23 protein-coding genes are annotated in these 26250 nt (G+C 72.9%); 12 read left to right on the top strand and 11 right to left on the bottom strand.

Going from position 1 to position 26250, the window contains the following annotated elements:
- The first annotated feature begins 36 nt into the window (after window positions 1–36).
- Window positions 37–1440: a type VII secretion integral membrane protein EccD gene (gene eccD, locus MILUP08_RS32965; RefSeq protein ID WP_007466140.1), complete on the top strand. Its 1404-nt coding sequence runs from the start codon at window positions 37–39 to the stop codon at window positions 1438–1440.
- Window positions 1441–1471: 31 nt separating this feature from the next.
- Here eccD and MILUP08_RS32960 read toward each other — a convergent pair whose 3' ends face one another.
- On the bottom strand, window positions 1472–1978 hold the full coding sequence (locus MILUP08_RS32960; protein WP_039907066.1) for an inorganic diphosphatase: 507 nt from the start codon (window positions 1976–1978) through the stop codon (window positions 1472–1474).
- Between the two features lie 551 nt (window positions 1979–2529).
- Between MILUP08_RS32960 and dacB the strand changes: the two genes are divergently transcribed.
- The 3 genes from dacB to tilS all read left to right on the top strand — a co-directional run bounded on the left by dacB (window position 2530) and on the right by tilS (window position 6185).
- On the top strand, window positions 2530–4002 hold the full coding sequence (gene dacB, locus MILUP08_RS32955) for a D-alanyl-D-alanine carboxypeptidase/D-alanyl-D-alanine endopeptidase (protein ID WP_420329278.1): 1473 nt from the start codon (window positions 2530–2532) through the stop codon (window positions 4000–4002).
- Between the two features lie 103 nt (window positions 4003–4105).
- The gene (locus tag MILUP08_RS32950; RefSeq protein WP_007466133.1) at window positions 4106–5176 is read left to right on the top strand and encodes a zinc-dependent metalloprotease; all 1071 of its coding nucleotides are present in this window, start codon (window positions 4106–4108) and stop codon (window positions 5174–5176) included.
- A 10-nt stretch (window positions 5177–5186) separates the two neighbouring features.
- A complete protein-coding gene (gene tilS, locus MILUP08_RS32945) occupies window positions 5187–6185 on the top strand; it encodes a tRNA lysidine(34) synthetase TilS (protein WP_007466131.1) in 999 nt (332 codons plus the stop codon).
- A gap of 108 nt (window positions 6186–6293) precedes the next feature.
- Here tilS and MILUP08_RS32940 read toward each other — a convergent pair whose 3' ends face one another.
- Entirely contained in the window at window positions 6294–7256 is a 963-nt protein-coding gene (locus MILUP08_RS32940; protein WP_007466126.1) for a GlxA family transcriptional regulator, read from the bottom strand.
- Between the two features lie 138 nt (window positions 7257–7394).
- Here MILUP08_RS32940 and MILUP08_RS36215 point away from each other — a divergent pair, with 138 nt between their 5' ends.
- From MILUP08_RS36215 to folE, 4 genes are all read left to right on the top strand, one after another.
- The gene (locus tag MILUP08_RS36215) at window positions 7395–7544 is read left to right on the top strand and encodes a hypothetical protein (protein ID WP_167626026.1); all 150 of its coding nucleotides are present in this window, start codon (window positions 7395–7397) and stop codon (window positions 7542–7544) included.
- A gap of 100 nt (window positions 7545–7644) precedes the next feature.
- Entirely contained in the window at window positions 7645–8220 is a 576-nt protein-coding gene (gene hpt, locus MILUP08_RS32935; protein WP_007466123.1) for a hypoxanthine phosphoribosyltransferase, read from the top strand.
- A gap of 516 nt (window positions 8221–8736) precedes the next feature.
- A complete protein-coding gene (gene ftsH / locus MILUP08_RS32930; RefSeq protein ID WP_007466121.1) occupies window positions 8737–10755 on the top strand; it encodes an ATP-dependent zinc metalloprotease FtsH in 2019 nt (672 codons plus the stop codon).
- A gap of 35 nt (window positions 10756–10790) precedes the next feature.
- A complete protein-coding gene (gene folE / locus MILUP08_RS32925) occupies window positions 10791–11456 on the top strand; it encodes a GTP cyclohydrolase I FolE (RefSeq protein WP_039907063.1) in 666 nt (221 codons plus the stop codon).
- Between the two features lie 110 nt (window positions 11457–11566).
- Here the strand turns inward: folE and MILUP08_RS32920 are convergent, their stop codons facing one another.
- Entirely contained in the window at window positions 11567–12286 is a 720-nt protein-coding gene (locus MILUP08_RS32920) for a hypothetical protein (protein ID WP_007466117.1), read from the bottom strand.
- A gap of 28 nt (window positions 12287–12314) precedes the next feature.
- The gene (locus MILUP08_RS32915; protein ID WP_039907061.1) at window positions 12315–14876 is read right to left on the bottom strand and encodes an FtsK/SpoIIIE domain-containing protein; all 2562 of its coding nucleotides are present in this window, start codon (window positions 14874–14876) and stop codon (window positions 12315–12317) included.
- A gap of 194 nt (window positions 14877–15070) precedes the next feature.
- Between MILUP08_RS32915 and MILUP08_RS32910 the strand changes: the two genes are divergently transcribed.
- A complete protein-coding gene (locus MILUP08_RS32910; protein ID WP_007466113.1) occupies window positions 15071–15634 on the top strand; it encodes a hypothetical protein in 564 nt (187 codons plus the stop codon).
- Here the strand turns inward: MILUP08_RS32910 and MILUP08_RS32905 are convergent, their stop codons facing one another.
- Genes MILUP08_RS32905 through MILUP08_RS32875 form a run of 7 tightly spaced genes read right to left on the bottom strand, consistent with a single transcriptional unit; the run spans window position 15635 to window position 24051 of the window.
- Window positions 15635–16234 (bottom strand): hypothetical protein, encoded by a 600-nt coding sequence (locus MILUP08_RS32905; RefSeq protein ID WP_007466111.1) that lies wholly within the window; start codon window positions 16232–16234, stop codon window positions 15635–15637.
- 13 nt (window positions 16235–16247) lie between these two features.
- A complete protein-coding gene (locus tag MILUP08_RS32900; RefSeq protein WP_007466109.1) occupies window positions 16248–17423 on the bottom strand; it encodes a M23 family metallopeptidase in 1176 nt (391 codons plus the stop codon).
- Window positions 17420–17977, bottom strand: coding sequence for a hypothetical protein (locus MILUP08_RS32895; RefSeq protein WP_039907058.1), 558 nt, complete (start codon window positions 17975–17977; stop codon window positions 17420–17422). Before MILUP08_RS32895 ends, MILUP08_RS32900 begins: the two co-directional genes overlap by 4 nt.
- Complete coding sequence (locus MILUP08_RS32890; RefSeq protein ID WP_007466105.1) at window positions 17974–19932, bottom strand: MraY family glycosyltransferase; 1959 nt, start codon at window positions 19930–19932, stop codon at window positions 17974–17976. Before MILUP08_RS32890 ends, MILUP08_RS32895 begins: the two co-directional genes overlap by 4 nt.
- Window position 19933: 1 nt before the next feature.
- Window positions 19934–23314 carry an ATP-binding protein gene (locus MILUP08_RS32885; RefSeq protein ID WP_007466103.1) on the bottom strand — a complete coding sequence of 1127 codons (3381 nt, stop codon included), beginning with the start codon at window positions 23312–23314 and terminating at the stop codon, window positions 19934–19936.
- A 46-nt stretch (window positions 23315–23360) separates the two neighbouring features.
- Window positions 23361–23723 carry a hypothetical protein gene (locus tag MILUP08_RS32880; RefSeq protein ID WP_007466101.1) on the bottom strand — a complete coding sequence of 121 codons (363 nt, stop codon included), beginning with the start codon at window positions 23721–23723 and terminating at the stop codon, window positions 23361–23363.
- A 13-nt stretch (window positions 23724–23736) separates the two neighbouring features.
- On the bottom strand, window positions 23737–24051 hold the full coding sequence (locus MILUP08_RS32875; protein WP_007466099.1) for a hypothetical protein: 315 nt from the start codon (window positions 24049–24051) through the stop codon (window positions 23737–23739).
- A 345-nt stretch (window positions 24052–24396) separates the two neighbouring features.
- On the opposite strand from MILUP08_RS32875, the gene folP reads away from it, so the two are divergent.
- From folP to folK, 3 genes are all read left to right on the top strand, one after another.
- Complete coding sequence (gene folP / locus MILUP08_RS32870; RefSeq protein WP_007466098.1) at window positions 24397–25266, top strand: dihydropteroate synthase; 870 nt, start codon at window positions 24397–24399, stop codon at window positions 25264–25266.
- 91 nt (window positions 25267–25357) lie between these two features.
- A complete protein-coding gene (gene folB / locus MILUP08_RS32865; protein WP_007466096.1) occupies window positions 25358–25723 on the top strand; it encodes a dihydroneopterin aldolase in 366 nt (121 codons plus the stop codon).
- Complete coding sequence (gene folK / locus MILUP08_RS32860) at window positions 25720–26247, top strand: 2-amino-4-hydroxy-6-hydroxymethyldihydropteridine diphosphokinase (protein WP_007466094.1); 528 nt, start codon at window positions 25720–25722, stop codon at window positions 26245–26247. The genes folB and folK overlap by 4 nt, the downstream gene beginning before the upstream one ends.
- Window positions 26248–26250: the final 3 nt, after the last annotated feature.

Raw genomic sequence — 26250 nt, 5'->3', positions numbered from 1 at the left:
GCAGCCTCCGATCCCCCTCGATATGGAGATCCCTCGATGACAACCGGCCTGGCCCGCGTCACCATCAGCGCGCCGCAGCGGCGGGTCGACGTCGCACTGCCGGAGCAGGTGCCCCTGGCCGAGTTGCTGCCCGACGTGCTCCGACACGCAGGTGAGGGCCTGGCCGACGACGGCGAGCGGCACGGCGGCTGGGTGCTGCGCCGTACCGACGGGGCGCTGCTGGCGACGGCGCAGGCGCTGCTGCCGCAGGGGGTCCGCGACGGTGAGGTGCTGCACCTGGTGCCGGCCCGCGCCCACTGGCCCGAGTTGGAGTACGACGACGTGGTGGAGGCGATCGCCGACGGCGCCCGCCGACGGGGTGGCGCCTGGTCACCCGCCGCCACCCGGGTCGCCGGTCTGGCCGGTGCCGCCGTGCCGCTCGCCGTCGGGCTGCTCGCCCTGCTCGCCGGCGGTCCGACGCTGCGCAGCGGCTGGTTCGCGGCGGCGGTGGTGGCGCTGCTGCTCACCGTGGCCGGTGCCGTCGCCTCCCGGGCCAACGGCGACGGTGCCGCCGGGGCGACGCTCGGCGGCTACGCGATGCCGTACGCCTTCGTGGCCGGCGCCCTGGCGATCGGCTCCGGTGATCCGGTCGGCCCGTTCGGGCCGGTGCGCTGGGTCGGCGCGCCCGAACTGCTGACCGGCTCGGTGGCGTTGCTGCTGGTGGCGCTCGTCGGTCTGCTCGGGGTGGCCAGCCGGCTGCGGGTCTTCGTGGCCGGCGTCACGGTCGGTCTGCTCGGCGCCGGCGCGGCGCTCGGCGCGCTCCTGCTGACCCCCGCGGGCACGGCGGCGGTGCTGCTCAGCGCGCTGGTCTTCGCCGTCGGGGCGATTCCGCTGCTGGCCATCCGGCTGGGCAAGCTGCCGCTGCCGCCGATCACCCTTCCGGCGACCGCGTCGGACGCCGAGCCGGAGCGTCCCCGGGACCTGCCGGACCGGGGCCGTGTGCACGCGGCCGTCACACGCACCGAGGAGGTGCTGACCGGGATGCTGCTCGGGCACGCCGTGCTGGCGGTGGGCGCTGCGGTCGTCCTCGGCATGGCCGGCGGGACGGCCGGCCCGGTGCTGGTGGCGGTGGTCTCGGCCGTGCTGCTGCTGCGGTCGCGGCTGTTCGTGGCACTGCGGCACCGGCTGCCGACGGTGCTCGCCGCGCTGGCCGGCTACGCGGTGCTGGGTGCGGTGCTCATCGACCGGGCCGACGACACCGGCCGACTGGCGCTGGTCCTCGGCGGGGCGGCTCTGGGTCTGGTGACCGTGGCCGCCGGCACCGGGTACGCCCGGCGGGCGGTGTCGCCGTACCTCGGTAGGGTCGCGGACCTCACCGACACGGCCCTGGTGGTCGCCGTGGTGCCGGTCGCCTGCGCGGTGCTCGACCTGTACGACCGGGCCCGGGGGCTGCTCGGTTGAGCGGCTCCCGGGCCCGGCCGGTGGTCGTACCTCAGTGGGTGGACTCGCCGCGCGCCTCGGCGTCGCGGGCCCGCTGGTAGGAGGCCCGGATCTCGGCCTCGGCCTCGGTGCGGCCGACCCAGGTCGCGCCCTCGACCGACTTGCCGGGCTCCAGGTCCTTGTACACCTCGAAGAAGTGCTGGATCTCCAGGCGGTCGAACTCGCCCAGGTGGTGGATGTCGCGCAGGTGCTCCTGGCGGGGGTCCTCGTAGGGCACGCAGAGGACCTTGTCGTCGCCGCCCTTCTCGTCCGTCATCCGGAACATGCCGATGGTCCGGCAGCGGATGAGGCAGCCCGGGAAGGTCGGTTCGGGGACGAGCACCAGCGCGTCCAGCGGGTCGCCGTCCTCGCCCAGCGTCTCCTCGATGAACCCGTAGTCGGCCGGGTACTGGGTGGACGTGAACAGGGTGCGGTCCAGCCGGATCCGGCCGGTCTTGTGGTCCACCTCGTACTTGTTCCGGTGACCTTTGGGGATCTCAACCGTCACGTCGAAATCCATCTGCACGCTCCCTCGTCTGCCCACGCTGGCTAACGGAACCACTGGCGGCCCTCCGGACAGGTGAATGCCCACCCGCCGACTCCGGCCGCCGCATAGTCTTCGGACCGAAGTAGTGTCACCCAAGCCGATTTTCGCTGGGGGAGGAGGGGGTCGTGGGGAGGGAAGATTCACACTACCGCCCGGACGGGGGCACCGCGCGTGGTACCGGGCGATCCGGTTCCGGCGGCGCCACCGGGCGGGTGCCGGTGCCCGACGCCCACCTTCCCCGGGCGCCCGAGGAGTCGGTTCCCGAGCGGCCCCCGCCGCTGCCGTGGAGCGCGTCCGAGCCTCCTTCCGCCGGGTCGAACAGCGGCCGATTCCCGGTCCTCGGCACAGACCGTCCCACCAGCGCCCCGCCGAGCGACGCACACCCGACCCACCCCGTCCCGGCCGGCCCCTCCCCCGTCGGGGCCGCCCCGACCAGCCCTGCCCGGGGTGACGCGCCGTCCGGTGACGGCCCGACTGTCCGCATTCCGACCGGCGTACCGCCGCTGGGCCCGCCGATCTCCGCGCTGCCGGCGTCTGCCGACGCCGAGCCGACGCTGGCGCCGTCCCCGCCGCGTCGCCGGGGGCGGCTGGTGACCGTGCTGGCAGTGGTGGTGCTGCTGGTGCTGACCGGTGTCGGCGTCGTGGTGACCCGACCCGGCCCGGTCGCCGGCTGGCTCGGCGAGGACGCGGCGTCCGCGCCGACCGCCGCCGACCCCACGCCGGAACCCGACCCGGCGGACGTGCTCGACGGGCCCGACCAGAACGCCCCGCTGCCCGCGCCCGACGGCGTACGGGCCGCGCTCGACCCGTTGGTCGGGGTGCCCGCCCTGGGCGACCGCGTGAACGTCTCGGTGGCGGACGTGACCACCGGGCAGACGCTGTTCGCCAAGGGGGCCGACGACGGAACGGTGCCCGCCTCCGTGACCAAGCTGGCGACCGCGGTGACCGTGCTGGCCGCCCGTGGACCCGGGTATCGGATTCCCACCCGGGCGGTGGCCGGCGCCAAGCCCGGCGAGGTGGTGATCGTCGGTGGCGGCGACCCCACGCTCGCGGTGGACAAGAAGGGTTACTACCCCGGGGCGGCACGCCTGGACGACCTGGCCACGCAGGTGCGCACCGCGCTCGGCGGCACGGCCCCGACCAGCGTCACCGTCGACGGCACGATCTACTCCGGCCCGGTGTACGGCCCCGGCTGGGACGACGACATTCCGACCGGCGGGTACGGCGGCGCGGTGACCGCGCTGATGACCGACGGCGCGCGCAAGGACCCGAGGGCCGAGGCCGGCGGCGCCGAGCGGGTCGCCGAGCCGGACCTCGCCGCCGGCCGGTCGTTCGCGCGGCTGCTCGGCGTACCGGCCAGCACCGTCAAGCGGGGGACGGCGCCGGCCCTGGCGACCGCCGCCGGCGGCACCCCGCCTCCCGGCACCGAGTTGGGCGCGGTGCAGTCGCCGCCGATGATCCGGCTGGTCGACATCATGATCAGCGAGAGTGACAACCTGCTGGCCGAGGCGCTGGCCCGCCAGGTGGCGCTGGCGCGCAGCCAGAAGGCCTCGTTCGACGGCGCCGCTGCCGCGATGGACGCCGAGGTGGCGGAGCTGGGCCTGCCCGCCAACGAGATCACCCTCTCCGACGGCAGCGGGCTGTCGCGCAACAACCGGATCAGCCCGTCCCTGCTCACCGACCTGATCCGGCTGGCCGCGAGCCCGGACCACCCGGAGCTGGCCGGCGTCTTCGGCGGCCTGCCCGTGGGCGGCTGGTCCGGCACGCTTGGCGACCGTTACCGGGGCACCCCGGGCACCGCCGCAGGGGCGGGCGCGGTGCGCGCCAAGACCGGCACGCTGACCGGGGTGCACGCCATCGCGGGTCTGGTCACCACGGCCGACGGCCGGCTGCTCACGTTCGCGGTGCTCACCGACAAGGTGCCCGGTGGGACGGACACCGCCCAACCGGCGCTGGACCGCATCGCCGCCGCGCTGGCCGGCTGCGGTTGCCGCTGACCAGCCCCGGGGCGGGGTTTCCGGCCGGCGTCGAGCCCGCGACCGGCGTCGATCGCCGACGCGAGCCCGGGCCGGGGTGTCGCGACGCGGGTACGGTGGGTCCATGGCGCAGTTCGTGGACTGGGATCTGGCCGCCGCCACCGCGGGGGCGTTGAGCAAGTCGGGCCCCCGGGTGTCGTACTCCGAGGCCACCGACGTCGTCGGCGACCTGCGTCGGCTGACCGACGAGGCGGCCGGGCACGTGGCCGACTACACGGGGCTGCGGGCGCAGGTGGCACACCCGCCGGTGCGGGTCGTCGACCGCCGGGACTGGGCGGCCACCAACATCGCCGGGCTCCGTGAGGTGATCACCCCGCTGGTCAGTCGGCTGTCCGGCGACAAGCAGCCCGGCGCGCTCACCGAGGCGATCGGGTCCCGGCTGACCGGGGTGCAGGCGGGCACGGTGCTGGCCTACCTCTCCGGCCGGGTGCTCGGCCAGTACGAGGTCTTCTCCGCCGACCCGGGCCAACTGCTGCTGGTGGCGCCGAACATCGTCGAGGTGGAGCGCAAGCTCGGCGCCGACCCCCGGGACTTCCGGCTGTGGGTCTGCCTGCACGAGGTCACCCACCGGACCCAGTTCACGGCCGTGCCGTGGATGCGGGGCTACTTCCTCGGCGAGGTGCAGGCGTTCGTCGACGCCTCGTCAAGCGGCGGCGAACACCTCGTGGAGCGGCTGCGGCGCGGGGTGGCGACGCTGTCCGAGGCGGTCCGCGACCCGGAGAGCCGCACGAGCGTGCTGGACATCGTGCAGACTCCGGCGCAGCGCGCCGTCCTCGACCGGCTCACCGCGTTGATGACCCTGCTGGAGGGGCACGCCGAGTTCGTGATGGACGGTGTCGGCCCGCAGGTGATCCCGAGCGTGGAGCGGATCCGGGCGTCGTTCAACAGGCGGCGCGAGGCGGGTAACCCGTTGGAGAAGGCGATCCGCCGGCTGCTCGGGGTGGACGTCAAGATGCGCCAGTACGCCGAGGGCCGCAAGTTCGTGCACGGCGTCGTCGAGCGGGTCGGCATGGACGGCTTCAACTCGATCTTCAACTCGCCGCTCACCCTGCCCCGGCTCTCGGAGTTGGGCGACCCGGACGCCTGGGTGGCGCGGGTGCACGGCCCGGCCGGCACCGTACCGGCCGCCGGCTGACCGTCCGTCGATGGCCGCGCTCGCCCCGCCGGTGGCCGCGATCCGGGTGGCGGTGCGGCGCGCGTTGACCGGCCTGCCGTCCGGCGGCCCGGTGCTTGTCGCCTGCTCCGGTGGGGCCGATTCGCTGGCCCTGGCGGCGGCGACCGTGTTCGTGGCGCCCCGGCTGGGTCGACCCGCCGGCCTGGTGACCGTCGACCACGGCCTGCAGGCCGGCTCGGAGCAGCGCGCGGAGGCCGTGGCCGGCTGGGCCCGGGAGGCCGGTTTCGCGCCGGTGGTGGCGGTGCGGGTGCGGGTGGCCGGGCGTCCCGGTGGCCCGGAGGCGGCGGCCCGGGAGGCCCGCTACGAGGCGTTGACCGAGGCGGCTCGGCAGCACGAGGCGGTCGCGGTGCTCACCGGACACACCCGCGACGACCAGGCCGAGACCGTGCTGCTCGCGCTCGCCCGGGGCGCCGGCCCACGCGGGCTGGCCGGGATGCCGGCCCGGCGGGACCTGGCGGGGGTGCCGCTGCTGCGCCCGCTCCTGGAGATCGGCCGGGAGCAGACAGGCGCCGCCTGTGCCGCGCTCGGGCTCAGCCCGTGGCAGGACCCGCACAACACCGACCCGTCGTACGCCCGCTCGCGGGTGCGGGCCGACCTGCTGCCGGAGTTGGTGCGGGCGCTCGGGCCGGGCGTGGTGGACAACCTGGCGCGTACCGCCCGACTGGTGGCGGCGGACAACGCCGCCCTCGACGAGTTGGCGGGTACGGCGCTGGAGGCGGCCCGCTGCCCCGACGGAGGGCTCTCCGTGCCGGTGCTGGCCGACCTTGCGCCCGCCGTGCGCGGTCGGGTGCTGCACTCCTGGGCGCGTGAACTGGGCGCGCTGCCGAGCGCGCTGTCGCACCGGCACGTCGTCGCCCTGGACGCGCTGGTGACGGGCTGGCACGGCCAGGGCCCGACCGACCTGCCGGGCGGTCGCCGGGTGCTCCGCCGCGCCGACCGGCTGAGACCTGTCGACTCCCTACCCGACTGATTGAAGCCCTTTGCTCTGCTTCAACCGGCGCAACAGATTCGGTGCTCGGGTGGTGCGCGGAGTGAAGCAGAGCAAAGGGGCTCCAACTGATGCCTCGGGTCAGACGGGTCAGGCGGTGTGGGCCCGGTCCCGGAAGGTGCTCCGGTAGCTGTGCGGGGTGGCGCCGACCCGGCGACTGAAGTGATGGCGCAGCGCGGCAGCATCACCGAAGCCGGCCTGGTCGGCGACGGCCTCCACGCTCAACGGGGTCTCCTCCAGCAGCCGTCGGGCGAGCAGCACCCGCTGGTTGGTGAGCCAGTCGTGCGGCGTGGTGCCGGTCTCGGCGCGGAACCGGCGCGCGAACGTGCGCGGTGCCATGCCGGCGCGGGCGGCCAGCTCCTCCACCGTGATCGTCCGGTCGAGGTGCCCCATCAGCCACTCCAGCACGGGCTCCAGCGTCGGCGCCTCGGGTGCCCGCGGGATCGGCGCCTCCACGTACTGCGACTGGCCGCCGTCGCGGTGCGGCGGGACCACCATCCGCCGCGCCAGCCGGGTCGCGGTGGCCGAGCCGTGCACCTGGCGGATCAGGTGCAGGCAGGCGTCGATGCCGGCCGCCGTGCCGGCGCTGGTGAGCAGTCGACCGTCCTGGACGTACAGCGAGTTGCAGCGCACCCGGGCGCGAGGGTGCCGGTGTTGCAGCTCGTCGACGTAGCGCCAGTGGGTGGTGCACTCCCGGTCGTCCAGCAGGCCGGCCGCACCGAGCAGGAAGGCGCCGGAGCAGACGCTGAACAGGTACGCGCCGCGCGCGTCGGCGCGGCGCAGCGCGTCGAGCACCGGGTCGGGGACGACGGTGCCCTGGCTGTGCGCGGGGACTGCCACCAGGTCGGCCTCCTCCAGCGGGCCGAGGTCGGCGTTCGGGGTGAGGTGGAAGCCGGAGGACGTCCGCACGGCAGCGCCGTCGGGGCTGCACACGTCGAAGCGGTACGCGGGGAAGCCGTCGGCCGTCCGGTCGGTGCCGAACACCTCGGCCAGCACACCGAGCTCGAAGGGAGCGACCTGGTCGAGGGCGAGGACGGCGACGGATCGGAGCATGTGACGAGGGTAACCCCAGGGATGGCAGTAAATCGATGCCCAGTGGCATTCCTGCCACTGTCCGGCCGGCGGGAGCCGGCGCAGACTTGTCTCAGTCCGGTGCGCACCGGCGGCGAAACCGACAGCAATCATGCGAAAGTGAGCGCCGCCATGGAGTTCCTGCTCTTCCTCCTGTTCCTCGTCCTGCTCGTCGCCGCCTCGGCGGCCGGCCTCACCGTGGACAGCCACGACTCGGCCGACTGGAAGCCCAGCGAGGACGGCCGCCGCTGGCGGTCTCGTACCAGCTGATGTGTTTGGTGTCTTTTGCGCCGAAGATCCCCGGCGGGACCGCGTCGAAAGGTGCGGCCCCGCCGACGGAGGCCATCCGACGTACGGCAGGCTAGGAGTCATGGCTGACGGCTCCTGGTACGACGCCGACATCGACCACGTGATCATCTCCGAGGCGCAGATCCGCGAGAAGACAGCGGAGCTGGCCAAGCAGGTCTCCGCCGACTACTCCCACGTGGACGACGGACTGCTGCTGGTCTGCGTGCTCAAGGGCGCGGTGATGTTCATGGCGGACTTCGCCCGGGCGTTGGGCCGCAACGGCCCCCCTGCCGAACTCGACTTCATGGCCATCTCCTCCTACGGCCAGGGCACCACCTCCTCCGGCGTGGTCCGCATCCTCAAGGACCTCGACCGGGACATCGCCGGCCGGCACGTCGTGGTCGTCGAGGACATCGTCGACTCCGGGCTGACGCTCTCCTGGCTGCTGCGCTACCTGGAGTCGCGTTCGGCCGCGAGCGTCGAGGTGGTCGCGCTCTTCCGCAAGCCGGACGCGGTGAAGGTGCCGGTCCCGGTGAAGTACGTCGGCTTCGACATCCCCACCGAGTTCGTGGTCGGCTACGGCCTCGACTTCGGCGAGCGGTACCGAGAGCTGCCCTACGTCGGGGTGCTCAAGCCCGAGGTCTACGCCCGGTCCTGACGCCGGACCCCCGTCCGTGGGTGCGGTGACGCCGACTCGAATCGGCGTTCATCAAGCCGACGTTCAGCGGGCTCTCAGTTGTTCCGGTTACCGTGGAGCCCGGTGGCGCGGAGGCAACTTCGCGCCCGGCCCCTCGACCGCGTGACCGGGCGTGCGGGTGGCCGGGCCGGATTCCCCGCCACGCCGGTTCTTGCCCGGACCCGCCGTACGTCTCGTGCGGGGCTGGCGAGGACCGCCCACGGAGCCCGTCGTCGATGGCGACGGAGAGCCGGGGGCGGGGCTCGCAGGCTCGCTCGTCGCGTACACGGGCTTTTGATTGGTACACGACTGCGGGGCTCGCAAGCTCACTCCTCGCGTACACGGTGTACCGTCGAATGACCGCGGCGCGGCAGTTTTCGCGCCTCGGGGTCGAGGCCGGCCCGCACGGCGGCTCCGACGCCGCCCAGGGCGGCGACACCATCAGACGGTCAGGACGTCGATCAGGAGGATGCGGGCGCTCCGGCGCTCGACAACAGTATGGAACGTACGCGTTTCTTCCGCCGACCGGTGGTCTGGATCATCCTGGTCATCCTCGGCGCCGTTGTGCTCAGTCAGCTGTTCACCGCTGGTCCCAGCTACCACCGCGTGGACACTTCCGTTGCGCTCGACCAGCTCCACACCGCTCAGATCAACAAGGTCGTGTTCCAGGACAAGGAGCAGACGCTCCAGCTGGACCTGAAGAACAAGACCAAGTTCGGTGAGACCAACACCGACCGGATCGAGGCCCAGTTCCCGTACCAGGCTGGGGACGAGATCTGGAACCAGGTGCTGGACGCCAAGGCGGCCAACCGGGTCACCGGCCCGGCCGACGCCAAGGTCTCGTCGGACAGCATCTGGGTGAGCCTGCTGGTCAACCTGCTGCCGATCGCGCTGCTCGTGCTCCTGCTGCTGTTCTTCATGTCGCAGATGCAGGGCGGCGGCTCCCGGGTGCTCAACTTCGGCAAGTCCAAGGCGAAGATGATCACCAAGGACACTCCGAAGACGACCTTCGCGGACGTCGCGGGCGCCGACGAGGCCGTCGAGGAGCTGCACGAGATCAAGGACTTCCTGCAGAGCCCCGCGAAGTACCAGGCCCTGGGCGCCAAGATCCCGAAGGGCGTGCTGCTGTTCGGCCCGCCCGGTACCGGCAAGACCCTGCTGGCCCGCGCGGTCGCCGGCGAGGCCGGGGTGCCCTTCTACTCGATCTCCGGCTCCGACTTCGTGGAGATGTTCGTCGGTGTCGGCGCCAGCCGGGTCCGCGACCTCTTCGAGCAGGCCAAGACGAACGCCCCGGCGATCGTCTTCGTCGACGAGATCGACGCCGTCGGCCGCCACCGCGGCGCCGGCATGGGCGGCGGCCACGACGAGCGCGAGCAGACGCTCAACCAGCTGCTCGTCGAGATGGACGGCTTCGACACCAAGGGCGGGGTCATCCTGATCGCGGCCACCAACCGGCCGGACATCCTCGACCCGGCGCTGCTGCGCCCGGGCCGGTTCGACAGGCAGATCCCGGTGGACGCCCCCGACATGGAGGGCCGCAAGGCCGTCCTGCGGGTGCACGCCAAGGGCAAGCCGTTCGCCCCCGATGTCGACCTCGACGCGGTGGCCCGGCGCACCCCGGGCTTCAGCGGCGCCGACCTGGCCAACGTGATCAACGAGTCCGCCCTGCTCACCGCCCGCAAGGACCAGCGGGCGATCAGCAACGACTCGCTCGAAGAGTCGATCGACCGGGTGGTCGCCGGCCCGCAGCGTCGGACCCGCGTGATGAGCGACCAGGAAAAGAAGATCACCGCGTACCACGAGGGTGGCCACGCGCTCGTCGCCTGGGCGCTGCCGCACGCCGCGCCGGTGCACAAGGTGACGATCCTGTCCCGTGGCCGCTCGCTGGGCCACACCCTGGTGCTGCCGACCGAGGACAAGTACACCCAGACCCGCGCCGAAATGATCGACACCCTGGCGTACGCGCTGGGCGGCCGGGCCGCTGAGGAACTGGTCTTCCACGAGCCGACCACCGGCGCCGGCAACGACATCGAGAAGGCCACCCAACTGGCCCGCGCGATGATCACCCAGTACGGCATGAGCTCGAAGCTCGGCGCGATCAAGTACGGCACCAGCGGAGACGAGCCGTTCCTCGGCCGCAACATGGGCCACGAGCGGGACTACTCGGACTCGGTGGCCGCCGAGATCGACGGCGAGATGCGGGCACTTGTCGAGCTGGCGCACGACGAGGCCTGGGAGATCCTGGTGGAATACCGGGACGTCCTGGACAGCATCGTGCTCGAGCTGATGGAGAAGGAGACCCTCTCCACTGCCGACATGGCGCGCATCTGCGCGCGGGTGGTCAAGCGTCCGCCGCTTGCTCCGTACAACGGCTTCGGCAAGCGCCAGCCGTCCACCGAGCCGCCCGTGCTCACCCCCGCGGAGAAGGACAAGCTCAAGGCGCAGGCCGAGGCCGACGGCGCGCAGGCGTCCGTCGGAGGCGGCACGTCGTCCAACAACTCGGACGGTACGCACTGAGCGACGACCCGACGGCCAGCTCCCCGCACCGGGAGCTGGCCGTCTCCGCGACCGAACCCGACGGCGACGACGAGTTGGACTACGTCGCCGCGCGGCTGATCAGCGGCAAGCTGACCGGCCGCCCGGTCGAGGACGCGGTCGACCTCGGCCGGATCGAGAAGGCCGTCCGGGAGATCCTGATCGCCGTCGGTGAGGACCCGGACCGCGACGGACTCCAGCAGACCCCGGCCCGGGTCGCCCGCGCGTACGCCGAGCTCTTCGCCGGCCTGCGCGTCGACCCGGCCCAGGTGCTCAGCACCACCTTCGAGGCCAACCACGAAGAGCTGGTGATCGTCCGGGACATCGACGTGATGAGCCTCTGCGAGCACCACCTGCTGCCGTTCCGGGGCAGCGCGCACATCGGCTACATCCCCGGCCCGGACGGGCGGATCACCGGCCTGTCCAAGCTGGCCCGCCTCGTGGAGGTCTTCGCCCGGCGACCCCAGGTGCAGGAGCGGCTCACCTCGCAGGTCGCCGACCTGCTGATGAGCAAGCTCGCCCCGCGCGGCGTCGTCGTCGTGCTCGAATGCGAGCACATGTGCATGGCGATGCGCGGCATCCAGAAGTCCGGCGCCAAGACCATCACCTCGGCGGTGCGCGGCATCCTGCAGTCGGACTCGAAGTCGCGGGCCGAGGCGATGTCGCTGATCATCCCCCGCTGACCCTTCGGTACGACAAAGGCCGGCCGACCCCTGCGGGGACGGCCGGCCTTCGCGTCTGCGGTGCTTCTTCTGGGCAGTGACGTCTTCGGCCCGGCCCGATCGTCGGCGCGTCAGCCGGCCAGCAGGGCCAGCAGCAGGCCGGCCGTGACCAGCACCGCAGGCACCAGGCAGACCAACGCGCCGAAACGCATCGTGCGATCGACCCGCTCGTCGGGGCTGGCGCCGAACACCCTCCCGACACCCACCCAACCGACGACGAAGGCGACCGCCGGCATCGGCACGCCGGCGATCAGGGCCGTCACGCTGGCCGGGCCCGTACCGGTCGCCGCGTACACCACCACCTGGATCAGCGGCACCAGCAGCGCCAGCGGCCCGTACACCAGGAGGTTGCGCGCCCGCGCGGGCCAGGACGCCGCCCGGAGGCCGCGACGCGCGGCCAACGCCGCGTCCGCCGCCTCGGCCCGACCCCGCGCGGCCCGCAGCGCCGCCAGCACGGCGGCCGGACCCCCGACCATCGACCGGGCCGCCTCGGTCAGCTCCGGCGGCGACGGCACAAGCGAAATCGCCGGTACGCCCCGCTCCCGCAGCCGCTCCTGCTGACTCGCCAGCCCGGCACGGACGACAGTCAGTTCCTCCCGGGCGGCCTCCGCCGAGCGGGCCTGCTCACCGGCGGCCGCAGCCGCCCCGCGACGGACTCCGTCCAGCTGGCGCGCCGCCGCCAGGTACTCGGCCCAGCCGCTTGCGGGTTCCGTGGCCGGCGGCGTTCCATCGTCGTCCGGGCCGGCGGTCCGCTGCCGCCCCGGCCCGGTCACCGTCGCGTTCGACCTCACACCGACACCCTCCGTCTGCACCGCCCGTTCACCCCGCCTGGTCGGCGAACGGCACCAGGACCGTGCCCCGCTCGTCCGGACCGTCCCACAGCGCCGCCCGGTCCGGGTGCGCCCGCCAGTCCACCGGTCGGCCGAAGACCGCAGCGAGTTGCGCGGCCGGCACGTCCAGCACCACGACAGCCGCGAGCTTGTCGACCTCGCCGTCCGGCTCCAGCAGCGCGGCGAACGGCGGCACCGCCCGCCACCAGCCCAGCAGGTGCCGGCCCGCAGGCGGCCCGTCCCGCAGCAGCGCACGCAACCGGTCCGCCGGCAGCTCCCGCGGACCGGGCCGATCCAAACCGAAGACCACCAGGTACGTCGGCAGCTCCCCATCGGTGTCCGCGAGCAGGGTCGGCACGTCCACCAGGCGGGCCGGATGGCGGGCGGCCAGCTCGGCCGTCAACGCCTCCGCCAGCGGGCGTGCCCCCTGGTCCGGCGCGGCCACCAGGAACCGGGCGGTGCCCGGCGCATGGTGGGCCGCGGTGCTCCGGGCCGCCGTCGCCAACAGGCCACCCGCCGCCGGGCCCGAGCCCAGCACCGCGAGGTTGCGCCCGGCCGCCGGCCCCATCGGAACGGCAACCGTCGTACGGGCCACGTCCACCGCCCGGCCGAGCAGAGCGGACGGCCCGTGCGCCTGGCCCGCCAGAGCTGCCCGTTGACGCGGATCGTTGCTGAGCAGCGGGCGAGCGTACCCGGCGAACACCACCGGCGGCGCCGACCCGGCCGGCCGGGCCGCCCACAGCTCGTGCCGCAGCTGCTCGACGACCTCCGGATGGTCCAGCGGATCAGGGTGCCGGACCAACCGCTCGTGGCCGCGGATCGCGCCCCGCGGGCCACCCAGTCCTCCGGCGGTATTCACCACCGCGCTGCCCACCGGCAGCCCCGCAGCCGAGTCGTTTGTCGGCTCCAGCACCGGACCGCCGCCCGGCAACGCCACCCGCACCGGGAACTGTCCGAGCACCGAATCCCGGTGCCCGGCGTCCGCGCGGGCGTTCAACCCCAGCTCGCCCGCACCGGCCAACACCAGGTGTACGCCGTACGCCCGACCGGCGCGCGCCAGCCCCTCCACCTGCGCGGTCAGTTCGGCGGCCAACCGATCCCGCGCGGCGAAGAGCAGCGGCACATTGTCCACCACACAGACGATGCGGGGCAGTGAGCGGTGCTGGCGCAGCTCCGCGAAGCGCTGCCCACCGGCCCGCCCGGCCGCCTCGGCGCGGCGCTGCACCTCGGCCGTCAACTGGTCGAACAGATCACGGACGTACTCCCGGTCGGCGGCCATCGCCGCGGCCCGCACCTGCGGAATCCAGGAGCGGTCCCGCTCGGTCTGCAGAAACTCCACGAACGACTCACCGTCGCCCAGATCCGCCAGGTAGAGCGCCAGGTCGTCCGGGCCGTACCGGGCGGCCAGCCCCAGCAGCGCGGTGGTCAGGAACGCCGCACGTCCCGCCCCGGACCGGCCACTGACCAGCCAGTGCGGGGTCAACTCGGTGAAGCCCAGCGGCACCGGCCGGCCCCCGGCGTCACCCACCATCGTGGTCAGGCTGTCCGCCGAGTCCGCCTCCCAGAGCCGCTCGCCAGTCGCCGGCAGCAGATCCGCCAACGCCAACCGGGAGCCCGCCTCCACCTGGGCGGCGAGCCGCCGACAGACCGCGTCGACGAGATCCGCCGGCGGGTCCGCCTCCACGAAGACAGGTGAGTTCAACCCGCCCGGTGGCTCGGCCGCCGGGCTCGTGAACGACGCCCCCGGCGGATCACCGAGCAGCGCGTACGCGTTGCGCAGCACCAACGAGGTGGCCTGCGGCAACGGCGCGCGGGACGCGTACGGGCCCGGTGGCGGCCAGCCGGCCACCACCAGGTGCAGGCCGGCCGCTGGCCCCTGCTCGGCCAGCGCCTCGATCCGCGCCAGATCGGTCGGGCCGGTCAACTCCGGCAACGCGGCGACCACCAGCAGCAGGGTGCGGTCGTGACGGCGACGCCCGCTCGCACCGGGGGTCACCCACTGCTCCGCCTCCGTCAACACCGCCCGCAGACCCGCCACGTCCACCGCCGGAGGCGGCAGCAGCCCGGCATCGGCCAGCGCGGCGAACGGCGTGAGCACCGCACCCGTGGCGTCCACCGCGCGCACCAGCAGCGCACCCGCGGGCGCCCCACCCAGCAACCGCAACAGCACGGCGCGCAGCAGCCCCGCCACCCGAGGCTCCCGCGCATCGGCGTCCACACTCAGGTGCCCGGTCCCGATCAACGGCACGAGCGCGGGGAAACGAGCGTCGTCCAACGGCGCCGCCGTACCCACCCGCACGAAGGGGGGCGGGCCGTCACCCGCCGGAGAATCCACGCTGAGCGAGTCCAGACCGGCACCCGACCAGCCCGGCGCCAGCCGCGCGGCGACCACCCGCAGTCGGTCGGCCAACTCGTACTGGCGGCGCTGATCCGCAGGGGCCGGTCGCGTCTCGTCGAGGATGCCGGCGGCGGCGGTCACGACCGCTGCGGCCCGGCGGTGCAGCGCCGCAGCGCGGTTCGTGCGTGCCTTCGGACCGGCCACCGCGTCCACCCCCTCACCCGAGGTTGGCAACCCCTCCCCGAGCAGTGACGGTATCCCAGCCAGGGCCGCTGCTCCGGGAGGTACCGCGGCGGTGCGCCGGTGTTGTCGCGGATCTCACCGGTGGGGAGGGGTCCGTCACGATCCGCTTGATCTGAGGCATTGGCTCCGGGCCGTCCAGCCGTTAACTTCAGGAGGTGGAATCAGTGCAGCCCCCCGCCGGTTCCCAGGTCTCCCGCGTACCGGCCCAACGGACTCCGTCCGAGCAGCTGCCGCCGGCCCCGCCAGCGCCGGCGCCACAACCGCGCCGCCGCCGACTGCGCACCGTGCTCACCGTGGTCGGTGGGGTGCTCGCCCTGCTCTGCCTCGGCGCGGTGGCGACGGGTTACGTGCTGTACAACCGCGCCGCCGCCCCGGACCGCAGCGCCCCCGACGTCGTCGTCGACAACTACCTACGCGCGTTCCTGGTGGACCGCAACGACGCGCGAGCCGACCTGTACACGTGCGAGGGCGGGGCTGAGCTTCGCGCGCTGCAGGAACTCCGTCTTGAGGTGGAGCAGCGCGAATCGAAATTCGATGTAACTGTACGAGTCACTTGGGGCCCCCTGACTAGGAGCCCGTCGAGTGAAGGCGAATCGGTTGTCACCACACTCACCATTGCCGGGTCTTCGGATGGCGTCCCCAGGAGCAGCCGGCGAGAGGACTGGAGTTTTAACGTGGTCGAGGATGATGACGGCTGGCGGGTGTGTGCCGGCGCCAAGACCCCTTAATCACTCGATCCACAGCAGGTGGACCGGGACTTCCAGAGTGGTGGGTGACTGGCCGCGCCAGGCCCAGCGGTACCACTCCACCTCCGGCGTGATTCGCACGCAGATGTCGCCCTCGGCGCCGGAGTAGGTCTCGGTGACGGCCCGCATGTCCCGGTGTTCCAGCCCACCCTCGACGTGCACCACCCGGCGTCCGGTGACGGCGTCCGCCTCGAACACGGGTGTGGGGGACCGGTGGGAGGGACCGTCCAGCGAGACCAGCCGGATTCCGGTGTCCCGGGTCCCGTCCGAGCCGGGCCGTTCACCGACCATCTCCACCCAGACCCGCTCCACCGGGACCAGCGGCGCGAACACCTCGATCTGGTCGGCCTCGGCCCGGTACCACTCGTGTTCGGGGATGACCGGCACGTAGGTCCGGGCACCCTGCACGACGCGGTCGTCCGCGCGCAGGTCCCCTCGCCAGCCCAGCCCGGGAAGACCAACAAGCACCCGCTGTCCGCGCAACTCCACGCGCCCGGTCGCGGGCACGACGGTCAGTGGGCGGGGCGGCCGGGGTGCCCAGTCGGGCTGGTCGGCGAACGGGTCCGGCATCGGTCCGGTCATGCCCGAGGCAGCCTCACTCCGCGGCGCGCAGCGGGGCGCCCCGCTCGCGCATGAACGGAATCGGGTCGATCGCGCCCCGGCTGGAACGGTCGTTGCGCAGGTGCACCTCGAAGTGCAGGTGCGGACCGGACGAGTTGCCGCTGCTACCCACCTGCCCGATCACCTCGCCGGCCGGCACGATCTGATCGGGCGAGACCCGGGGACGGACCACCATGTGGCAGTACCGGGTGATGTAGCCGCCGGCGTGCAGCACGTCGACGAACCATCCGCAGCCACCCTTGCCGGGGTATCCGTCCACGTCGCAGCTCCGCCGTCCGCGATTGTCCGGGTCGCAGCGGGCGACCAGTACCCGACCGGCGGCCGCGACACGGATCTCGGTGCCCTTGGCGGCCCCGATGTCGACTCCGTTGTGGCTGGGGCGCTCGGCGGTCCGGAAGCCGGAACCGACGTCGCCGGAGATGGGCGCGGTCCAGCCCGAGGCGGCGATCTGGCCGCGCTCCGCCGCGTCACACACCGCCTTGCCGTTGATCTCGACGGTGCGGGCCGCGCCACCGGCGAGGGCGTCCACGATCTTGCTGGCCAGCTCCTCGTGCTTGGCGTACGCGTCCGGATAGGCGCTGATTTGGACCTGCTGGGCGACCACGGTCAGCGGTCGGCGCTGCCAGCTGCGGACCTTCACGAGCTTCTCGTAGAACTTCCGGGCCGTGTACGCGGGAGTCATCCGCTCGGCGACCGAGCCCCATCCCGGCCGCTGCTGGAACAGGCCCAGTGAATCGTGGTCCGCGCCGACGCCCTCGTGCGGCAGGGCGAGTGAGGCGGGCACGCCGGTGTTCGCCAGGTTGCGCAGCGCGGACTCCTGCATCGCGGTGGCCAGGGCGATCACCCAGCCACGCGAGGGCACGCCCATGTCCTGACCGACCTTGACGATGATCGCGGCGTTGCGGATCTGCGCGTCGCCATATTCGCTGAACCGGGGCAGCTCGCCGACGATGTCCACCGGACGCACCGGTCCGCAGCCCCAGCCGGCCAGTGTGTCCCCGTCCTCCGCGTCGCCGCCGAGACCGCTAAGAAAGAACGCCGCGGTGCCCCCGGCACAGCAGAGCAGGAGCAGCACTCCGGTGAGCACCGAGGCGATCACTCCGACCCGGATCGGCCGGCGAAGAGTGCGCCCTGCGCGCCCGGCCGTCACTGTCGCTCCCAGTCGACCACGTCGACCAGCCAGCCTTCGTCAGCCACCACCAGCTCCAACCGGAGCCGTCCGGTATCCAGTGGCAGCAGCACCTCGACGAACGTCTCGGTGCGCGACCGCAACGTTGGTGGGCCGGTCACCTCCTCGGCCGGCACTCCGCCGGGCTCGGCGCCGGCCAGTTTCTCGGTGAGCGCCGGGGTCGACAACGGCCGCAGGCCGGCCTGCCACTGTTCGGCGGTCATTCCGGGTCGGCCGAGCCAGGCCGAGGCGAACTGGCCGGCGGTCTGCTCCGGCGTGCGGGCGCCGGGCCGGGTCACCGGCGACGGCGGAGCCTCCGTCGAGGTCACCCCGTCGTCGCCGGCAGTCGGGTCGACGGTGGTGATCGGCCGGTCCGGCCGGGTGCTCAACCCGTCCGCCGAGTTCATCGGCCCGGACGCCAGGCGCGCCGCACCGATCACCCCGAAGACGAGTACCGCGATCACCACCGCGACTCCCAGCCGGGACCGCAGTGCCCGGGTGAAGAGGAATTCCAGGGCCCGTCGCATCGCCGTCACCGAGCCTCTGAGCGCACCCGAGGTCCAGTGCGGTCCGGCGCACGTTCGGTGGAGCCCGGCCGGTAGACCACGAACGACGGGTTCTCCGACGGCACGTCCGGTTCGGTCCAGGTCGCCGGCTGCCGTCGACGGGGCTGCGGCGGCACCTGACGACCTCGGTTGCCGGTCTCCGTCGTCGGCGCCTCGTCGGCGCGTTCCTGCCCGTCCGGTCGGCCGTCGCCGGCACCGCGGCTCGCGACCGGGGTCGGCGACGGAGTCTGGGCCGGGTCCTCTCGGCGTGCCTCCGGGCGCAGTCGGGTCTGCTCGGCGACCGGCGACCGGCGGCGTCCGCCCACCGGTTCCATCGTGCCCCCGGGCTCGGCCACGTCGAGCCGGGCCGCCGTCCGCATGTCCCGGAAGAACCGGCGGTGCCAGGAGCCCGCCGAGCTGACCGCCTCGCTGCTGTCCTTACCGCCGAGCTGGGTGATTCGCCGGTACGGGCGGAGCAGCAGCCAGCCGACCACTCCGCACAACCACATCAGCACCACCTGGAGCCAGCCGGGCAGCGTGGGCGTGCTCATGATCAAATCGACCGCGAACAGGTAGATGGCGGCCCCGGTGCCGAAGATGGCGATGTTGAAGATCGCAGCGACCACTGCGTTCGCGAGCCGCCGCAGGCCGGCACTGGCCGGCCGGAGCAATCCGACCGTGCCCAGGATGGGCGCCGCGATCACCGCCCAGCGGAAGATCAGGAAGCCCAACAGGACCAGTAGCGACGCGGTCAGGTCGAACATGGCGAACAGCACCGAGGCCAGCACCGCGATGAATCCGGCACCCACCCGGTCCATGTCCCGGACCCCCTGGAGGTACTCGTACGCCTCCGGATCCTCGGTCTGGATCTGCTCGGCCACCCGCGCCCACTGCTGCTGCTTGGCCTTGATCGTCGCCTCCCGGGTGGCCGGGTTGGCGCGCAGCTTCTCGACCTCGTCCCACGAGAGTGCCTTGGCGTCGTACAGCGCCGGACCGTACTTACGGGCCGTCTCACTGTCGGCCGAGCCGAGCACACCCCGCAGCCAGTTCCGGTAGAGCATCGCCTCGGTGGCGGTGTCGCTGGCTCGCACCGCAGGTGGCCTGTTGTCCTTGCAGGCATCGGGATTGGGATCATCGCACTGGCTCGGCGGAGTATCTCGGGCTGCTGGGCCCACCGCGTCATGCACCACGCCCAGGGAGGTGACCAACGTGCCGTCCGCGATGTTCGCCGACTTCACCGGCCAAGCGGCGAGCGCGGTGACCGCCACCATCACCAACAGAGCCCAGCCGGCGGTGGTCATGGCGTTGCTCATGTCCGACTGCCGGGATCGCCACAGCAGATAGAGCCCCACCACGCACAGCGTGACGATCCCGAAAACGCTGAACACCTTCTCGTAGACCGACTTGGTCGCCTTCTCGACGAGCGGGTCGGCCCAGCCCCACATCGATCCGGGGTCCCAGGCACGCTCCCGTAGCGCATTGGATGCACCGACGACCGCGGTGGCCACCATGAACTCGCCGTTCGCGACCGTCGTGGTGAACTTGTAATCCGGATGCAGGACCGACGACGCGCAGCCGCCGGGAATGTCGTACGTCGGATAGCTGTATCCGGCATAGCCGTAATCGCTGTAGAGCCCTTTCGGCCCGAGCTGCTTGGCGGAGTCCGGGCGACCGGCGAACCAGCCGGCCAGGCCGGAGTCCGGAGTGCCCGGGGTCGGCGCGTTGCGGCACTTGACCTCGTCCTCGCTGACCGCCTGGAGCTTCCCTACGCAGGCCCGGAAGTCGGCCTGCCACTCCGCCGTCGTGCAGAGGTCGGCGCGGGCCTGGGCGACGGGTGGAGCGGCTGCGGCGGCCTCCGCGCCGAGCAGCGGCCAGCTGAGGGTGGCCCCGGCCAGCACGCCGAGCGCGAGCAGGAACGACGCGATCCGTGCCCGGGGCCCAGCCATGTCACGCCTCCAGATCCGGCAGGGAGATGCTCGGCAGGACTCCGGCCGCAGCGGCGATCGCGGCGGGCGTGGTGTCGAGGTGGTCCAGCAGGCCCTCGACGTACGAGACGTCGACGCGGACCTTCTGCACCCGGCCGTCGACGTCGCGCATCACGAACTCCCGGAAACCGAGGCGGTTGGACGAGCTGGTGTCGGCGGCGGAGAGCGAGGCCAACGTGGCCTCGTACCCGTCGTTGACCGGCACCCGCAGCAGCCGCAGCGCTTCGGAGGCGATCTCGGCGTCCTCGGCGATGCGGCCGACGAAGACGGTGGAGACCAGGTTCTGCACGTCGAGGCCGAGGATGTCGCGGGGGTTCTGCGAGGCGACAAGTGCGGCGAGGTTCCACTTTCGGGAGTCCCGGGCGAGCCGGACCAGGAACGAACGGCCCGATCGCCAGCCCTCCATGAAGTGCGCCTCGTCGAGGCCGACGAGCTTGCGGGACGACATGGATCCGCCGTAGCAGCGGCGGACGGCGAGCCGGTGCGCGGTGTGCAGCATCGGCAGGGCGAGGGCTTCCTCGGCCGACCAGTACTCTCGTTCGATCTTGAGGTCGGGCAGTCGGAGCCCGGCCATCGTGATCACGGTGAGCGCCGCGTCCGCACCGAGCAGACCTTCCGGTGGCCGGCCGAAGAAGAGCATGGCCAGTGGCATCTCGGCGGTGTCGAGGAGCAGGTTCGCAAGCTCCTTGCCGGCGTCGTCGTCGAGCCGTCCGAGGCAGCTCACCACGTCGTCAAGCGTGGACGTCTCCTCGGCGGGGACCTGCCGGACGGCGTGCCGGAACAGGGTGGCGGTCGACGCCTCCCGGGCCACCTGCGGCGGCACGAGCATCATGCAGATGTCCTGGACCAGCATGCGCCGCTCGGCGCGGGCGTTGGAGACCGCGATCTCGAACTCGCGGTCTCCGGCGGCGCCGGTGGCGAACTCGCTGCGCAGTGGCGTCGGGATGAGCGAGTAGGGCGCCAGGGTGCCGTGCTCCGACCCGGTCAGGTTCAACACGCGGGAGTACGGCCGCAGCTCGGGCATGGCGCAGAGCCGGGCCAGCGGCCCGGACGGGTCGAGCAGGGTCACCTGGACCCCTCGCCGAGCGGCGAGGTAGCCCAGCGCGCCGAGCAGGGTCGACTTGCCACCGCCCGGCTCGGCCACGAAGACCGCGAGCCCGGAGCGTTCGCGGACCTCCATGGGGAAGTGCAGGTCCAGGAAGACCGGGCGGCGGCAGGTGCCGGCGGTACGCCCGATCAGGTCGCCCCGCCGGTCGCCGACTGTGGAGGCGGCCTGGGGGAGTGCGGCGGCGAGCAGCGGGACCGGCATCCGGCGGACGTAACCGGTGTTGGCGATCGGCTCGCCGGGGATGAACTCGCGGGCCAGCCAGTCCTGGTTCTTCGGGTGTTGCAGGGAGATGCGCAGCTCCCGGGAGTAGAGCTGGATGAGCCGGCGGGCCCGTTCCAGGCACTCCTCCCTGGTCCGGCCGCCGACCGCGATGCGGTGCCAGCCGTGGGCGCGGGCCGAGTCGACGGGGAGGCCGGTGGTCATCTCGTCGCCGATCACCAGCGCCCGCTTGGCGAGCCGTTCCAGCTCCGGGGGCGCGTCGATGCCGTGCTCCGCGTAGTCGAGCTGCTGGGAGCGGATCATCCGCAGCCGGTGTTCGAGGTTGCGGAACGAGTCGCCGGAACCGAGGATGTCGACCCGGGTGGAGATCTCCATCGGCCAGGGCAGTCGTTCGTGGAAGTGCAGCCAGGGCTCGTGCCGCTCCGGGATCTCCAGCGGCTCCATCCGGCCGACGGCGAGCACTGCCACGTGCCGCTCCTCGCCGGTCATCCGGTTGACCAGTTTCACCGTCGAGCCGTACGGGGTGCGGTAGCGCTCGACCTGCTCGGTCAGGGCGAGCAGGTCACCGCGCTCCCAGCGCCCGTCGGTCACCGGCGAGAGCCTGCCCGGGGGCGCCATGCACAGCGCCACCGAGCGGTAGAGCAGCCACTCCAACTCCTGGGCGGTGACTCGTCGGCCGCGCATGCCGAACGCGCCGAGAACCTCGTCGAACTGCTCCACGGTGCGGCCCAGTTTGCGGCGCTCGCCGTCGGCGGTGCCCCGGCCGAAGGTGCGGAGCAGTCGTTCGGTCATGGAGTCGCCGAGGGAGCGGCGGGCGAAGGTGACGCCCAGGTAGGTCTGCCCCTCGGCGTGGTTGACGGCCATGAGGTGCCGCTGGGCGGCGACCAGGTGGTCCGCCCAGCCGGTGGTCCCGGCCACGTCGGGCAGCGGCGCCGGGGTGTGCGAGTCGATCGTGCGCGCCCACTCGTCGGCGGGGAAGGGGCGGGTGGTCCGGCGCAGGTGCAGCCGGAAGCCGGCCAGGCCGGCGTACTGCTCGGAGATCGCCGACAGCAGCGCCTCGCGCTCGGCGTCCGGGCGGAAGGCCCACCGAACCTCAGGCAGCCAATACCAGGCCGTGACCGTGTTCGGGGTGAAGGTCAGGTGGCCGGCGATCTCGGTGATGGCCAGCTCGACCGAGGGATCCCGGTCACCGAACTTGATCTTCGGGGCGCGGACCCGGGTCGGCTTGATCGGCCGGTCCTGGCGGCTCGCGGTCCGCTGGCGGGGTGGGGCGACTTCTTTTCCGGCCTCGCGCTGCCGCTCCGACCCGGGGCGGTGCGGCGCCCGCTCCAGCGCCGGCCGGTCGCTGGGGGCGGCGCTGACCTGCCGTTCCGCTGGTGCTGATGGTCGGTCCGTCGGGGCGGTCGGTCGCTCCACCGCTGCCGTCGGTTGGACGACGGGTGCGGCGCTGACCGTCCGGCGAGCCGGGCCGGCGGCCGTCGACGCGGACGCGCCTGCGGCGGCCGGCTCGGGGTCGTCCGAGGGGCGCGGCATCGGACGTCGGTCGCCCGCCTGGTGCGGAACCCGGGATTCACCTGCCGGCTCGACGGCCCGTCGGTCGCTTGTGGACCGGTCGTCGGGCGTCCATGGTGGCTCCAGGTCCGGAGCCGGTCGGGCCGGCGTCGGGGCGACCGCTGGCGGCTGCTGCGGGGCCGTCGGCTGGCTCCGGGTCGCAGGGCCTGCCGTCACGGCCCGTGGGCCGTTGGGTCGCGCGCCGCCGAACAGGTCCAGGAATGGCGAGTCGATGTCGGCGTTCTCATCCGCCGAGACCGCGCTGGGCTCGGCGGGTGGCGTCCGGCGGGTGACCGGTCGAGGTGCCTGGAACACACCTACCGCGCCGTGGCCGGGCGAGGTCACCAGCGCGGGGTCGAGCGCCACCTCGTCCTCGGCCTCGGGGTAGTCGAATGACTGCACACGGTGACTGGCCGGCACGGCCGGGCGGCCGGCCGGGGGACCCGGCGTGGAAGAGCGACTCATGCCACCTCACCCGCGTCGTGCGACGGACCGCTCGGTGTACGCCCGGTCATGCCAGCTCCTCCCGGATCCTGATCCGGCTGCCGACCAGGCGCGGGTCGCGCTGCTCGATCGCCGGCTCCCGGGTACGTCGCCAGTCGGTGAGCGCGGTGCGGATGACCACCCGCGCCGGCCGGTCGGGGTCGACGTGCCGGAAGATGAACGACGTGGTCACGATGGCGAGCGCGATCTCCCAGGCGGGGAAGAGTTCGACGGTCAACGTGAACAGCCAGTGGATGAACATGTAGAGGGGGACGAGCAGCATGAAGAGCCCGTACTGGGCGTAGGGCAGGTGGACCGGAAGGGTGTAGCCGGGCGGCCCGAGGTAGACCAGGCGGGCCCGGTAGATGTCGTCGTCGGTGCGTAGCCGCATCTGGTGAACGCGCCTATTCGAAGATCAGGTCGATCAGGTAATCGCCGACGAAGAAGAGTGTGGCCGCGCCGGCGATGAAGGCCAGCCCGACGATGGCGATCGCGGAGCTGGTCAGGACCTTTGATATCTCGCCGCGGCTGGCGCGACCGATGAAGATGACGCCCAGGACGGCGAGCAGGATCGGCGCGATCTTGCTGGCGAAGAAGGTGACGACACCGCTGGTGTCGATCCCCTTCGGTGCCGGCTCGGCGAGCGGAGCTGACGCCAGGGTGGAGAGCGCGTGGGCGACGCCGGACGACGCCGTCTCCATGAGCTCGAAGGCGATCACTGGAACCTCCCCATATCGCGGCCGGCGGTGCCGCGGCGGTGCAGTAGGCAAGCCTGGCGGGAAATCTGCTCGCAGGGCGCAGCGTTCTCGACCCTGCGTTCGTTACTCACCACGGAGCGTGGCGAGCTTTGGGCGGTTTTTCCCCGCTTCGGCCCTCCCTCCAGGCTTCGCCATCTCGATGCTGGCCAATTCCAAAGCGTACGGGCCGCCCCGGATTGCGACAAGCCGCGAACGCGATGCCCGTTGCTGCGCGGATGACCGATCGTACACCTGTTCTAATGAGCACGTCAGGGGTGGTCGACCCGGGCCACCGGATGTCGCCGCGGCGACCGGTACCGTCTAGTCGTGACCGATCTGGTACGGGCCCCGGGCCCGGTGGTGATGGGCGTCCTCAACGTCACGCCGGACTCCTTCTCCGACGGCGGACGGTACGCCGACCTCGACGCGGCCGTCGGACACGGCGTCCGTCTGCGCGAGGCCGGAGCGCACCTGGTCGACATCGGCGGTGAGTCGACCCGTCCGGGCGCCGAGCGGATCGACGCGGTGACCGAGGCCGAGCGGGTGCTGCCGGTCATCCGCGAGCTGACCGCCGCCGGTGTGCCGGTCAGCATCGACACCAGCCGGGCGCGCGTGGCCGAGGCCGCGTTGGGTGCCGGCGCTGCGGTGGTCAACGACGTCTCCGGCGGGTTGGCCGACCCCGACATGGCCCGCGTCGTCCGCGACGCCGGCTGCCCCTGGGTCCTGATGCACTGGCGCGGCCATTCCCGGAAGATGCGCGACCTGGCCAGCTACACGGACGTGGTGACCGACGTGCGGGACGAACTGGGCCAGCGGATCGACGAGGCGCTGGCCGCCGGAGTTCCGGCCGACCGCATCGTCGTCGACCCGGGCCTCGGCTTCGCCAAGACCGCCGTCCACAACTGGGAGCTCAGCGCCCGCCTGCCGGAGCTGCTGGACCTCGGGTACCCGCTGCTCTTCGGCGCCAGCCGCAAGTCCTACCTCGGCCGACTGCTCGCCGGCGCCGACGGCGCACCACGACCCACCGCCGGGCGGGAGGCCGCCACCGTGGCCACCAGCGTGCTGGCCGTCGCGGCGGGCGCCTGGGGCGTACGCGTGCACGACGTGCGCGCCACCGTCGACGCGCTCGCCGTCTGGGCCGCCACCGGCAGCCCACGCCTGGTCCCCGCCCGCGCCGGTGGCGGGCCGCCCACATGAGCAGCCCATCCGCCACCACCGCGCGCCGACGGGCGGCCCACATGAGCAGCCCGCCCGCCACCACAACGCGCCGACGACGAGAGGGGGAGCGATGACCGACCGGATCCAGCTGACCGGCCTGCGGGCCCGCGGCCGGCACGGGGTGTACGACTTCGAACGGGCCCAGGGGCAGGACTTCGTGGTCGACGCCGTCCTGGAGTTGGACCTCGCCCCGGCGGCGGCCAGCGACGACGTCACCGCCACGGTCCACTACGGCGAGCTGGCCGAACGTCTGGTGGCGGTGGTGACCGGCGAGCCGGTCAACCTGATCGAGACCCTCGCCGACCGGCTGCTCGCCGTCTGCCTGGCCGACCAGCGGGTCGTCGCCGCCACGGTAACCGTGCACAAGCCGGAGGCACCGGTGCCGCACACGTTCACCGACGTGGCCGTCACGATGACCCGGACGCGTACCCCATGACCCGGGCCGTGCTCTCGCTGGGCAGCAACCTCGGCGACCGCCTGGAGCACCTCCGGACTGCCGTCACCACGCTCGGCGACGCCGTGCTGGTGATCTCCGGGGTGTACGAGACTCCACCGTGGGGGGACGCCGACCAGCCCGCGTACCTCAACGCGGTGGTGCTGGCCCAGGACGCCGCCGCCACGCCGCGCGACTGGCTGGAGCGGGCGTGGGCCGCGGAGCGCGCGGCCGGCCGGGTCCGCGACCCGCAGCGGCGGTTCGGGCCGCGCACCCTCGACGTGGACGTGATCGCCGTCTGGGGCGACGACGACGAGCCGGTACTCAGCGACGAGGATGAGCTGACCCTGCCGCATCCCCGGGCGCACCTGCGCGCGTTCGTGCTGCGACCGTGGATCGACATCCAGCCGTACGGGCGGCTGCCCGGCCACGGCTGGCTGACCGACCTGCTCACCGCCGGCCCGGCCGCCGACGACGCGCTGGAACTGCGTCCCCGGCCGGAACTGGCGTTAGAGTCGACGGCATGACCC

The sequence above is a fragment of the Micromonospora lupini str. Lupac 08 genome (assembly GCF_000297395.2).
Classification (GTDB): domain Bacteria; phylum Actinomycetota; class Actinomycetes; order Mycobacteriales; family Micromonosporaceae; genus Micromonospora; species Micromonospora lupini.
The sequence above is the reverse complement of the archived record's forward strand: the minus strand, read 5'-3'. Positions and strand labels throughout refer to the sequence as shown.